14 protein-coding genes are annotated in these 12,055 nt (G+C 65.2%); 7 read left to right on the forward strand and 7 right to left on the reverse strand.

The genetic code is table 11. The features are described from left to right. Positions 1 to 12: 12 nt before the first annotated feature. The 4 genes from ybaK to P9A16_RS12100 all read right to left on the reverse strand — a co-directional run bounded on the left by ybaK (position 13) and on the right by P9A16_RS12100 (position 3,486). Positions 13 to 486, reverse strand: coding sequence for a Cys-tRNA(Pro) deacylase (ybaK, locus tag P9A16_RS12085; RefSeq protein WP_023512536.1), 474 nt, complete (start codon positions 484 to 486; stop codon positions 13 to 15). 299 nt (positions 487 to 785) lie between these two features. Continuing rightward, the gene (pcaF, locus tag P9A16_RS12090) at positions 786 to 1,991 is read right to left on the reverse strand and encodes a 3-oxoadipyl-CoA thiolase (protein ID WP_023512537.1); all 1,206 of its coding nucleotides are present in this window, start codon (positions 1,989 to 1,991) and stop codon (positions 786 to 788) included. Positions 1,992 to 2,092: 101 nt separating this feature from the next. Then, positions 2,093 to 2,782: a CoA transferase subunit B gene (locus P9A16_RS12095; RefSeq protein WP_278025708.1), complete on the reverse strand. Its 690-nt coding sequence runs from the start codon at positions 2,780 to 2,782 to the stop codon at positions 2,093 to 2,095. Then, a complete protein-coding gene (locus P9A16_RS12100; RefSeq protein ID WP_023512539.1) occupies positions 2,779 to 3,486 on the reverse strand; it encodes a 3-oxoacid CoA-transferase subunit A in 708 nt (235 codons plus the stop codon). Before P9A16_RS12100 ends, P9A16_RS12095 begins: the two co-directional genes overlap by 4 nt. A 263-nt stretch (positions 3,487 to 3,749) precedes the next feature. Between P9A16_RS12100 and P9A16_RS12105 the strand changes: the two genes are divergently transcribed. Both P9A16_RS12105 and P9A16_RS12110 read left to right on the forward strand, forming a co-directional pair. Continuing rightward, a complete protein-coding gene (locus P9A16_RS12105; protein ID WP_023512540.1) occupies positions 3,750 to 4,505 on the forward strand; it encodes an IclR family transcriptional regulator in 756 nt (251 codons plus the stop codon). An 83-nt stretch (positions 4,506 to 4,588) separates the two neighbouring features. After that, positions 4,589 to 5,239 carry a sulfite oxidase-like oxidoreductase gene (locus P9A16_RS12110; protein ID WP_278025709.1) on the forward strand — a complete coding sequence of 217 codons (651 nt, stop codon included), beginning with the start codon at positions 4,589 to 4,591 and terminating at the stop codon, positions 5,237 to 5,239. Here the strand turns inward: P9A16_RS12110 and P9A16_RS12115 are convergent. Next, positions 5,224 to 6,108 (reverse strand): helix-turn-helix domain-containing protein, encoded by an 885-nt coding sequence (locus P9A16_RS12115; protein WP_023512542.1) that lies wholly within the window; start codon positions 6,106 to 6,108, stop codon positions 5,224 to 5,226. The genes P9A16_RS12110 and P9A16_RS12115 overlap by 16 nt on opposite strands. A 115-nt stretch (positions 6,109 to 6,223) precedes the next feature. On the opposite strand from P9A16_RS12115, the gene pobA reads away from it, so the two are divergent. Next, positions 6,224 to 7,396: a 4-hydroxybenzoate 3-monooxygenase gene (gene pobA / locus P9A16_RS12120; RefSeq protein WP_023512543.1), complete on the forward strand. Its 1,173-nt coding sequence runs from the start codon at positions 6,224 to 6,226 to the stop codon at positions 7,394 to 7,396. Here pobA and P9A16_RS12125 read toward each other — a convergent pair. Both P9A16_RS12125 and pcaQ read right to left on the reverse strand, forming a co-directional pair. Next, positions 7,390 to 8,256, reverse strand: coding sequence for a phosphotransferase family protein (locus P9A16_RS12125; RefSeq protein WP_023512544.1), 867 nt, complete (start codon positions 8,254 to 8,256; stop codon positions 7,390 to 7,392). The two genes, pobA and P9A16_RS12125, sit on opposite strands and share 7 nt — an antisense overlap. An 87-nt stretch (positions 8,257 to 8,343) precedes the next feature. Next, on the reverse strand, positions 8,344 to 9,267 hold the full coding sequence (gene pcaQ / locus P9A16_RS12130; RefSeq protein ID WP_023512545.1) for a pca operon transcription factor PcaQ: 924 nt from the start codon (positions 9,265 to 9,267) through the stop codon (positions 8,344 to 8,346). Positions 9,268 to 9,361: 94 nt separating this feature from the next. Between pcaQ and pcaD the strand changes: the two genes are divergently transcribed. Genes pcaD through pcaG form a run of 4 tightly spaced genes read left to right on the forward strand, consistent with a single transcriptional unit; the run spans position 9,362 to position 11,942 of the window. Further along, positions 9,362 to 10,174 (forward strand): 3-oxoadipate enol-lactonase, encoded by an 813-nt coding sequence (gene pcaD / locus P9A16_RS12135; protein ID WP_023516210.1) that lies wholly within the window; start codon positions 9,362 to 9,364, stop codon positions 10,172 to 10,174. After that, a complete protein-coding gene (pcaC, locus tag P9A16_RS12140) occupies positions 10,167 to 10,571 on the forward strand; it encodes a 4-carboxymuconolactone decarboxylase (RefSeq protein WP_023516211.1) in 405 nt (134 codons plus the stop codon). The genes pcaD and pcaC overlap by 8 nt, the downstream gene beginning before the upstream one ends. A 7-nt stretch (positions 10,572 to 10,578) precedes the next feature. Beyond that, positions 10,579 to 11,328 carry a protocatechuate 3,4-dioxygenase subunit beta gene (gene pcaH, locus P9A16_RS12145; protein ID WP_023516212.1) on the forward strand — a complete coding sequence of 250 codons (750 nt, stop codon included), beginning with the start codon at positions 10,579 to 10,581 and terminating at the stop codon, positions 11,326 to 11,328. Beyond that, the gene (pcaG, locus tag P9A16_RS12150) at positions 11,328 to 11,942 is read left to right on the forward strand and encodes a protocatechuate 3,4-dioxygenase subunit alpha (protein ID WP_023516213.1); all 615 of its coding nucleotides are present in this window, start codon (positions 11,328 to 11,330) and stop codon (positions 11,940 to 11,942) included. The genes pcaH and pcaG overlap by 1 nt, the downstream gene beginning before the upstream one ends. The last annotated feature ends 113 nt before the right edge of the window (positions 11,943 to 12,055 follow it).

Here is a 12,055-nt window from a genome sequence, read left to right on the forward strand (position 1 = left end):
GAGAAGGCGCAATCAGGCAATCACGGGCGCGGCGATCGCCTTCACCGCCACCAGAACGTCGCGCGGGGCAAGGCGCACCTGAAGGCCGCGCTGCCCGCCGTTCATATAGACCAGGTCATGGACCAGCGCCGCCTCCTCGATCGCGGTCGGTACCTGCTTCTTCTGGCCGAAGGGGCTGATGCCGCCGACGACGAAGCCCGTCAGCCGCTCGGCATCCGCCGGCTTCATCATGTTGGCCGACTTGCCGCTGAAGGCGCTCGCCAGCTTTTTCATGCTGACCTCCTGGTCCGAGGGCACGATGACGCAGACCGGTTTGCCGTCCACCTCCGCCATGAGCGTCTTCAGCACCCGGCCCGGATCCTCTCCCAGCGCCGCGGCTGCCTGGATGCCGACGCGGTCGGCATTCGGATCGTACTCGTAGGTATGGACGGTGAAGGAAACGCCGGCTTTGGCAAGGGCCTGGGTGGCGCGGGTGGTCTTGGACATGGCGGACCCGTCATCGATGCGAGAAGGATGACCCGCATGGGTGCAGGAGCGCGGGGGCGCTGTCAACGTTCGATTGCCGAGGGAGAGGCGGCGGCGGACTTTGCCAGCGCCAAAGCGCTGTGCCGACGGGATGCGACGATACTTCCGAGGCGCCGTTTTTGCGCGCAGCCCTTATCCGGTTTTCGCTACCTTCTCCCCGCGGGCGGGAAGAAGGGGATGTCGTAACGGCTTTCCTGCCAGTTTGCGGCGTGGGGCACATTCCCTCTCTCCGCTTGCAGGGAGAGGAGCAGGGCGAAGCCTCAGACGCGCTCGAGTGCCACCGCGATGCCTTGCCCGACGCCGATGCACATGGTGGAGAGCGAACGCTTCTTGCCGGTGAGCTGCAATTCGAGCGCCGCCGTGCCGGTGATGCGGGCGCCGGACATGCCGAGGGGATGGCCGAGTGCGATGGCGCCGCCGTTCGGATTGACGTGATCCGCATCGTCGGCGATGCCGAGCGCGCGCAGCGTCGCAAGGCCCTGCGAGGCGAAGGCCTCGTTGAGTTCGATCACGTCGAAATCGGCAGGCTTCAGGCCGAGCCGGGCGCACAGGCGCTGCGTGGCATAGACCGGGCCGATACCCATGATGCGCGGCGGAACGCCAGCCATGGCGCCGCCGAGAATGCGAGCGATGGGCGTCAGGCCGTATTTCTTGACCGCCGCCTCCGAGGCGATGACGAGCGCTGCGGCACCGTCGTTGACGCCGGAGGCATTGCCCGCCGTCACCGTGCCGCCGTCCTTCCTGAAGGGCGTGCCCAGCTTGGCGAGGGCTTCAAGCGTCGTGGCGCGCGGGTGCTCGTCCTTCTCCACCACGACCGGATCGCCCTTCCGCTGCGCGATGGTGACGGACGTGATCTCCTTCGCCAGCCGGCCGTTCGCCTGCGCCGCGGCGGCCTTGGCCTGCGAGCGCACGGCGAAGGCATCCTGATCCTCGCGGGAGACTTTGAAATCCTCGGCGACGTTTTCGCCGGTCTCCGGCATGGAATCGACACCGTACTGTTTCTTCATCAGCGGATTGACGAAGCGCCAGCCGATCGTCGTGTCGTGGATCTCCGCATGGCGGGAAAAGGCCGTCTCCGCCTTGGGCATCACGAAGGGCGCGCGGCTCATGCTCTCGACGCCGCCGGCGACGACAAGGTCCGCTTCGCCGGACTTGATGGCGCGGGCGGCGGCGATGACGGCATCCATGCCCGAGCCGCAGAGCCGGTTGATCGTCGTGCCGGACACGGCGACCGGCAGCCCGGCGAGAAGCGAGGACATGCGCGCGACATTGCGGTTGTCCTCGCCAGCCTGGTTGGCGCAGCCGAAGATCACGTCGTCGACCGCTTCCCAGTCGATGCCCGCATTCCTCGCCATCAGGGCTTTCAGCGGGATGGCGCCGAGATCGTCAGCGCGGACGGAGGAGAGCGAACCGCCGAAACGGCCGATGGGCGTGCGGATATAGTCGCAGATATAGGCGTCAGACATGATGTTCCTCTCAAGCATTCCCGGCCGAAACGGGTCGCCCTTCGGTGTTGGGCAATGCGTCAAAAACAGTATCCCGGGGCGAAACCGGCTTCGGGTTTTCCCTAGAGTTCCGGCACGACGAGATCGGCGACGGGGCCATTGACATGCAGCTTCGCGCCGGTCATCGCCTGCAGTTCGTCGATCGTCATGCCGGCAAGCCTTTCGCGCAGCACGAAGCGGCCGCCCGAAACGTCGATGACGGCATGGCTGGTATAGATGCGGGTGATGCAGCCGACGCCCGTCAGCGGAAAGGTGCAGCGCTCGACGAGCTTCGGCTCGCCGTTCTTGGTGACGTGCTCGGTGATGACGACGACCGATTTGGCCCCATGCACGAGGTCCATTGCCCCGCCGACCGCCGGCACGCCCTTGGAGCCGACACGCCAGTTGGCGAGGTCGCCGTTCTCGGCCACCTGGTAGGCGCCGAGGATCGCCACGTCGAGATGGCCGCCGCGCACCATGGCGAAGCTGTCGGCATGATGGAAGAAGGCCGAACCCGGCTTCAGCGTCACGGCCTTTTTGCCGGCGTTGATCAGGTCCCAGTCCTCTTCTCCGGCGGGTGGGGCCTCGCCGAAATCGAGGATGCCGTTCTCCGTATGGAAGATCGCCGCGCGGCCTTCCGGCTGGTAGCGGGCGACCATTTCGGGAAAGCCGATGCCGAGGTTCACATAAGCGCCGTCAAAGATGTCCTGCGCGGCGCGCCAGGCGATCTGGGCGTTGGAAAGCTTGATGTCTTCACGTGTATCGACGGTCATGCGTAGGCCACTCCTGCACGGATGAGATCTTCTTCCTGCTTCGGGTCGGAAACCTCGACGAGCTGGTCGACGAAGATGCCGGGCGTGATGACCTGTTCCGGATCGATGCCGCCGGGCTTGACCAGCTTGCTGACCTGCACGACGGTTTTTGTCGCCGCCATGCACATCAGCGGGCTGAAATTGCGGGCGGCTTTGTTGTAGGTGAGGTTGCCGTTGGTATCGCCGACATGCGCCTTGATCAGCGCGAAGTCCGCTTTCAGCCAGCGCTCCTGCACATACATGCGGCCGTCGAATTCGGCGACCGGCTTGCCCTTGGCAAGCTCCGTGCCGTAGCTCGTCGGTGTGTAGAAGGCGGGAATGCCGGCGCCGCCGGCCCGGATGCGCTCGGCGAGCGTGCCCTGCGGCACCAGCTCCAGCTCGATCTCGCCGGCGAGATAGCGGTCGGTGAAGGCGCGCGGATCGGTGGAGCGGGGGAAGGAGCAGATCATCTTCTTCACCATGCCGGCATCGATCATCGCGGCGATGCCGATGCGTCCGTTGCCGGCATTGTTGTTGATGACTGTCAGGCCCTTCGGGCCCTTGTCGATGAGTGCGTGGATCAGTTCGATCGGGGCGCCGGAGCCACCGAAGCCGCCGATCATCACAACCGCGCCGTCTCCGATGCCCGATACGGCCTCCGCAAGGCTGGGAATTGTCTTGTCCATGCAAAATCTCCCGTTGTCGCCAACAGAGGTAAATCCAAACCGGTAAACCGGCAATCCACTTTGTGCGATATTTGACATTTGTTCAATAATCGCACAAAGTGGATTGAACGCCGTGGTGGGATCAGCCGCGGCGCCGACCCCGCTCTCGACGTCATCCTCGGGCCAGACCCGAAGTGACAAAGGAGAGGGCGGAGACAGGAGGGGCAGGCGGCGGCACCCCTGCATGCTACAATGCCGTCCGGCCAGCCGATGAGGAGACAAAGGTGCGGGAAACGGATTTCATCGGCGGATTTGCCAAGGGGCTGATGGTCATCGAGGCCTTCGGTGAGGCAAAACCCCGCCTCACCATCACGGATGTTTCAAAGGAAACGGGCCTCGACCGGGCGACGGCGCGGCGCTGCCTGCTGACGCTGGCCGAACTTGGTTATGCCGCCTATGACGGCAAGTTCTTCGAACTGACGCCGAAGATTTTGCGCCTCGGTCATGCCTATCTCTCGGCGACACCCCTGCCGCGGCTGGTGCAGCCCTATCTCGACCAGCTCTCGGAAAGGGTCGGCCAGAGCGCGTCCGCTTCGGTACTGGACGGGGTCGAAATCGTCTATGTGGCGCGGGCTGCACAGAAGCGGGTGATGTCGATCAACCTCACGCCGGGTTCGCGCCTGCCGGCCTACTGCGCCTCGATGGGCCGCGTTCTCCTGGCCGCTCTCCCGGAAGCGGAGGCGCGGGCGATTGTGGAAGCTTCCGATCGCAAGGCGAACACCCCCTATACCAAGACGGCGCCGGAGGCGCTGATGGAGGAGTTGGCCGGCGTGCGGCGGAACGGTTTTGCCCTGATCGACCAGGAGCTGGAGATCGGGCTTCGCTCCATCGCCGTGCCGCTCGAAAACGCCCGCGGCCGCGTTGTCGCCGCGCTCAATATCGGTGCGCCGGCCGCCCTCGCCTCGGCGGAGGAGATGGTGACCCGCTACCTGCCGGCGATGCACGAGGTGCAGGCGGCACTGCGGCCGGTGCTCGCCTAAAGGCAATTCCGGCCCTGCCGGGTGCCGATCTTGACAGAAGCAAGGTCGCGGCCCCACCTTTTGCACCGCAGCAGGAGGCCGCCATGAGCGACGACGACAGCAAGCTCACCCGCACGAAACGCCGCTGGGCGGACGAGGGCAGGTTCCTCACGGGGCGCATTTCCCGGCCCGAGACCGACCGCCTGCCGCCCGGCCAGCATCTCGTAAAGAACTGGCCGGTGCTCGATCTCGGCCAGCAGCCGGCCATCCGCCGGGAAAGCTGGCGGCTTGACGTGAAGGGTGGCGCGGAAAACCCGCAATCCTTCAGCTGGACGGAGTTCCTGGCGCTGCCGCAGAGCCAAAGACTTTCGGATATCCATTGCGTGACCACCTGGTCGCGCTACGACAACCACTGGGAGGGTGTCGCTACCCGTGATCTGCTCGACCGTGTCATGCCGCGGTCGGAGGCGAGTTTCGTCATGTTGACGAGCTATGACGGCTATACGACAAACCTGCCGCTCGCCGATTTCGCTGTCGAGGACGCTATCCTCGCCACCCATTGGGCGGGCCAGCCGCTCTCGGCGGAACATGGCGGGCCGATGCGCCTCGTCGTGCCGCATCTCTATTTCTGGAAAAGCGCCAAATGGTTGACGCGCATCGATTTCCTGCCCGGCGATCAGGCGGGGTTCTGGGAGCGCAACGGCTATCATATGCGCGGGGACCCCTGGGCCGAGGAGCGCTATTCCGACGACTGAGCGGAAAGCCGCTCCCGTTCCCGCAGCCGCCAGGCGCGCGGTGTCTCGCCCGTCTGGCGCAGGAAGTAGCGGGAAAAATACGCGGGGTCGGCAAAACCGAAGCCAAGCGCGATCTCCTGCGCTGGCGCCTCGGTGAAGACGAGTTCGCGTTTCGCCTCGTCGATCAGCTTTCGACCGATATAGGCATGGGCCGTCAGGCCCGTCGCGGCCTTGACGATGCGGTTGAGATGCGTCGGCGAGATGCCGAGCTCGCCGGCGTAGAAGCCGGCCGGCTTCTGGCCGCGGAAATGCTGCTGGATCAGACCGTTGAGATGTTCCATGCGCCGTGCCGTCTCACCGGCGTCGCCTGCTGTTTCGTCCCGGCTCCAGAGCCGCGCGGAAAGCGTCAGGACCGAGACCAGATAGGCCTGCATCAGGTCGGTGCGTCCGCTTCGCCGCGTCGTCCATTCGGCGGCAAGCCGCCCGAGCGTCGAAAGCACGAAGGCGCCGTCCGCATCGCCGGGATCGAGCGGTGTCACGCGCGGCTCGGAAACGAAGCGTCCCGCCTCGCCGGCAAGGCGCAGATGTGAGGCGAGCAGGGTGAAAACATAGCCGTCGACATCGCGGGAAAACCGGAAGCCGTGCTCAAGCGCCGGCGGCACCGTGGCGATGGCGGGCGGGGTCAGCGTCAACCGCCGGTCTTCGAACAGCGCATCGCCCGAACCAGCGGAAATATACAGGATCTGGAAGAAGCTCTCGTGCCGATGCAGGCCGATCTCGTAGCGGTGCAGGCTGCTGCGCGAAGGGATCGTTTCGCAGTGCAGCCAGAAATCCGGACCGTTTCCGGCTCTTTCGCCGTAGAGATCGTAGGTCGGGGCCGGTCGCTTCATCGTTCTGCCACTGTCTCGCGATGTTCGATTTGTACAATTTTTTGGCCGATCCGTCCATTGCTCGGCACCACCCTTCCCGCCGACAATTTGCGAAATGCCAGTTCGGGAGGACACTATGCGCGTTCAGGTCGTCATCATCGGTTCGGGGCCTTCGGGCCTGCTGCTCGGCCAGCTGCTCGGCAATGCCGGCATCGAGACGGTGATCCTCGACCGGTCGAGCCGCGCGCATATCCTTGATCGCGTGCGGGCCGGGGTGCTGGAGGAGGGCACGACCGCACTGCTCGACCAGGCCGCCGTCGGCGCGCGCATGCATGCCGAAGGCTTGCCGCATGACGGTTTTTCGCTCGCCTTCGACGGCCGCGATCACCGCATCGACCTCTTCGATCTCACCGGCGGCAAGCGCGTCATGGTCTATGGCCAGACGGAGCTGACCCGTGATCTCATCGAACAGCGGGAAGCCGACGGCCGGCTGACGATCCACGAGGCGGTAAATGTCACGCCGCATGGCTTCGACGGCGCCACGCCCTACGTCACCTACGAGAAGGACGGTATCACGCACCGGATCGACTGCGATTTCATCGCCGGCTGCGACGGTTTCCACGGCGCCAGCCGCAAGGCCGTGCCGGAGAAGGCGATCCGCACCTTCGAAAAGGTCTATCCCTTCGGCTGGCTGGGCATTCTCGCAGAAGTGCCGCCGGTCAGCGACGAGCTGGTCTATGCCAACCATCCGCGCGGCTTTGCCCTCTGTTCCATGCGCTCGCGCACCCGCAGCCGGTATTATCTCCAGTGCGCGCTCGACGAGAAGATCGAAGCCTGGTCCGATGCGCGCTTCTGGGACGAGCTGCGCCGCCGCCTTCCCGCCCATCATGGCGAGGCACTGGTCACCGGACCGAGCTTCGAGAAATCGATCGCGCCGCTGCGTTCCTTCGTCGCCGAGCCGATGCGCTTCGGCCGGCTGTTCCTCGTCGGCGACGCCGCCCATATCGTGCCGCCGACGGGCGCCAAGGGGCTGAACCTTGCCGCAAGCGACGTACACTACCTTTTCTCCGGTCTCGTGGAACACTATCGGGAGCGCTCCGAGGCCGGCCTCGACGCCTATTCGGCAAGGGCGCTCGCCCGGGTCTGGAAGGCCGTGCGTTTCTCCTGGTCGATGACGAGCATGCTGCACCGTTTTCCCGGGGCCGGCGATTTCGACCAGAAGATCCAGGAAGCCGAGCTCGACTATCTCACCCATTCCCGCGCGGCCGAAATGGTGCTGGCGGAAAACTACGTCGGCCTGCCTTACTGACGCGCCGCCCAGGCGGCGATGGAGGCGATCATCGTCGCGTGGTGCTCCGACGCTTCGGCGAGGGCTGCAAGTTCCCAGAGCCGGTGCACGCCGGTCAGGAGATGGATGCGGGCACGATCGAGCGCCCGGCCCGTCAGCTGTTCATAGCTGTCCGCGACCCGCGCGGTGAGGTCGGGGCTGATGAAGTTCGTGTAGATGAAATCCTGGTGCAGCGGGCCGAAACCGGAATCGGCGAAATCGTAGATGCCATTGAGCCGCCCGGCGGCATGGTCGAAGGCCATGTTCCAGCCGTGGCCATCGAAGAACCCGTAGGTTTCGCCATGAGGATCCGGCGCCAGCGTGCGCCACCCGGAAAGGGTTTCGCTCGCAAAGCCGTGCAGGTCTTCCGGCAGCAGCGGCAGGGCCCTTGCCGCGATGCCATCGGCATCCAGCCAGCGCTCGACGGGCCGCGCGCCGGCGGCCTCCATCAACGGGCGGGGGAGGGCATGCAGCTGCGTGTAGAATCGGGCGAGCGTCTCACCCAACGCCCTTCGCGCCGGCTCCAGCAGCGTCTCGTAGTGAGCGGTTTCCAAGTGGTCGCCGGGGATGATTGCGTGTTCGGAAAAGAGCGGTGCGCCCTCGTGGAGGTGAAGGTCCGGAACGGGCATCGCAAGATGCGGGCGGATGGTCGCGAGGATGGAGGCTTCGCGGCGCAGCGCCTGTTCCGCCTCCTCGCCCTGCGGGAACTTGAAGACGCGACGTTCGTCCACCGCCACCGCATGCGAATGCCAACCGCCCGGCAGTAGCCGGAAGGCGGCATCTGCCAGATCGGGATGAAGCGCGACGATCGCGGTGCGGAAAGAGATACGTTCGCTTGTCATGCACCCTTCCTAGAGCAATTCCAGCAAAAGCGCGAAGCGGCTTTGCGCCCCAATTGTGGCGAACCCTCTGGCTGAGGGGCGAAGGGCTCAAGCCGCGGGCGATACCTTGCCTGCCACTTCGCGGATCGTCTGGATGAGGATCGACAGTGGCATGGACGGCACGGCGTCGGTGCGCATGGTGAGGCCGACGGGCCCCTTCGTGCCGCTCGTATCGATCGGCAGGGCCGCGAGCGCACCATCCGCGATATCCGCCGCCACCACCCCTTCGGAGATGATCCAGATCGCATCGCTTTCGCGCACGAAGGCGCGGCCGAAGGCGTCGGACACGGTCTCGATCTGGTTCGGAAGGCCGGCAATACCGTTGGTGATCAGGAAGCTTTCGACGAAGGGGCGGATGATCGAGGCGCGCGTCGGCATCAGCACGGGATAGGCGTCGAGCCCGGCAAAGGCCGATCCGCCGGCAAGCAGCGGGTGGCCGGCGCGTACGCAGAAGACCACCTTTTCCGAATAGAGGTGCTCGAAGGAGAAGCCCGTCATCTTCTCCGGTGCGGCAAGGCGCCCGACGACGAGATCGAGGTCGCCGACGCGCAGCTGCTCCAGCAGAACCGCGTTTTCGCCCGTGACGATCTTTAAGCGCGCGCCCGTCTCTTCCGCGAGAAACAGCGCCATCGCCTTCGGCATGATGCGCGTCGAGACGGTGGGCAATGCGCCGATTCGGATCGGCGGGGCATCGCCGGAAAGCGCCTGCGAGACCGAATCGAAGCCTTGCCGGAGCGCCGCCAGCACTGCGCCGGCATGCTTGAGGAAGACCTCGCCATGCCGGGTGATCTTGATGCCGCGCCCCTCGCGCTCGAAGACGGCGACGCCGAGAACCTCCTCCAGTTCACGGATCGTCTTCGTCACGGCAGGCTGGCTGACATGCAGGATTTCCGCTGCCTTCATCACGCTTCTCTGGCGGGCCACCTCGACAAAGGTCTGCAGATGGCGGAACTTGATACGGCTGTCGACCATGGTTTCCATAACCCTCAAGTTAACGAAACGGCATGAAATATCATTTTACCTAACCAGATCAAGGGGCCAATCTGAGGGTCCGGAGGAGACAGAAGTGCAGTTCGCAACCGTCAACGACGTCATCTTGCACCACCAGCTGATCGGCGGGCCGGCGGGCCGGCCGGTGATCGTCTTTGCCAATTCGCTCGGTACCGACTTCCGCATCTGGCGTGACGTCGTCGTGCGCCTTGCCGGCGACTTCCCCATCGTTACCTATGACAAGCGCGGCCATGGCCTGTCCGATCTCGGCCAGGTACCCTATTCGATCGACGACCATGTCCTCGATCTCGCCGCACTGCTCGACCGGCTGGATGTGAAGGGTGCCGTCATCTGCGGCCTTTCCGTCGGGGGCATGATCGCGCAGGGCCTTGCGGCGAAGCGGCCGGACCTCGTCCGGGCGCTGGTGCTCTGCGACACGGCGCACAAGATCGGCACGGCCGAGATGTGGAATGCGCGTATCGAAAGCGTCGAGACGAAGGGTATCGAAGGTCTCGTCGACGCCGTCATGGAGCGCTGGTTCACGCCGGCCTTCCGTCGTCCGGAGAACGCCGCCTATCACGGCTACCGCAACATGCTCACCCGCCAGTCCGCGGTCGGTTATGCCGCCACCTGCGCCGCGCTGCGCGACGCTGACCTCACCCGTTCGACGGAACGCCTTGCCGTACCGACGCTCTGCGTCGTCGGAGACCAGGACGGCTCGACCCCGCCGGATGTGGTGCTGTCCATGGCAAAGCTCATTGCCGGCGCCCGCTACGAGGTCATCAAGGATGCCGGGCACATTCCCTGCGTCGAGCAGCCGGAAATGCTGACGGAGATGATCCGCGCCTTCATCGCCACCCTACCTGCCGGAGACGAGCCCCATGGCTGATGCGCATACCTTTTCCGACCGCTACCGCCAGGGCATGGTGACCCGGCGCGCGGTGCTCGGCGACAGTCATGTCGACCGCGCCTCCTCCGGCGCCACCGCCTTCGACCAGCCCTTCCAGGAGCTGATCACCGAAGCGGCGTGGGGCACGGTCTGGTCGCGGCCCGGCTGGACGATGCGCGAGCGCTCGATGGTGACGATCGCGCTGCTCGCCGCGCTCGGTCACGATGAGGAGGTGGCGATGCATGTGCGTGCCACCGTCAACACCGGCGCCAGCCGCGAGGATATCGCCGAGGCGCTTCTGCATGTCGCGATCTATGCCGGCGTGCCGGCGGCCAACCGGGCGATCAAGATCGCCAAGCACGTCTTCGAGGACATGGACGCCGAAAAGGCGGCCTGAGGAAACCATGACGGACCTTTCCAATCGCAAGCCCGAAACAGGCGCCTTCTTCTCCCGTGATCGCCTGTGGCATCCGCCGGGCCTGACGCCAGGCTACAAGACCTCCGTGCTGCGCTCGCCGCAGAAGGCCCTTCTGTCGCTCGACGGCACGGTTTCGGAAATCACCGGCCCGGTCTTCGGTCACGCGATGCTGGGCGAGCTCGACAACGACCTGATTCACAATTTCGCAAAACCGGGCGAAAGCGCGATCGGCGAGCGCATCATCGTGCACGGCCGGGTGCTCGACGAGCGGGCGCGGCCGGTGGCGGGCGCGCTGCTTGAGTTCTGGCAGGCCAATGCCGGCGGGCGCTACCGCCACAAGAAGGAAAGCTATCTCGCGCCGCTTGATCCGAATTTCGGCGGCTGCGGGCGCACCATCACCGACGAGGATGGCTATTATGCCTTCCGCACCGTCAAGCCCGGGCCCTATCCCTGGCCAAACGGCGTCAACGACTGGCGCCCGGCGCATATTCATTTCTCCGTCTTTGGCCACGGTTTCGCCCAGCGGCTGATCACGCAGATGTATTTCGAGGGTGACCCGATGATCTGGAAATGTCCCATCGTGCAGACGATTCCGGACAAGGCGGCCATCGAGCAGCTGGTCGCCGCGCTCGATTGGGGCAACACGATCCCCATGGATGCGCGCGCCTACAAGTTCGACATCGTGCTGCGTGGCCGCCGCTCGACGCTCTTCGAAAACCGGATGGAGGGCAACTGATGGTGCAGCCGCTCGGTTATCTCAAGGAAAGCGCCTCGCAGACGGCAGGCCCCTATGTCCATATCGGTCTCACGCCGAATTTTTCCGGCATTGCCGGCGTCTATGAGAGCGATCTCGGTGCCACCATGGTGAACGACAGGACGCTCGGGCGGCGCATCACCATCACCGGGCGGGTGCTTGACGGCACCGGCACGCCACTGAAGGATGCGCTGATCGAGATCTGGCAGGCGGATGCGGCAGGTCTCTACAACAGCCCCTCGGAGCTGCGCGGCAGCGCCGATCCCAATTTTACCGGCTGGGGTCGTGCCGCCACCGACGGAGAGACCGGCGAGTACCGCTTCGAGACCATCAAGCCTGGCCGCGCCCCCTTCAAGGACGGCCGCCCGATGGCGCCGCACATTTCGTTCTGGATCGTCGCCCGCGGCATCAATCTCGGCCTCAACACGCGTCTCTACTTCGGCGATGAAGAGGCGGCCAATGCCGAGGACCCGGTGCTCGCCCGCATCGAACACCGGGTGCGCGTGTCGACGTTGATCGCAGCGGTGGACGGGGACAGCTACCGCTTCGACATTCATCTGCAGGGCGAGAAGGAAACGGTGTTCTTCGATATCTAGGCTGTGTGCTAAGCTCGGCACCGGCCGCGTGGATCCTCGGGTCAAGCCCGAGGGTGACGAAAGAAGCGAGGTTTGCAGTCAGATTGACGGCGCCGCATGCCGCATCGTTCATG

This window comes from Shinella sp. 838, from assembly GCF_029623935.1.
Lineage (GTDB): Bacteria > Pseudomonadota > Alphaproteobacteria > Rhizobiales > Rhizobiaceae > Shinella.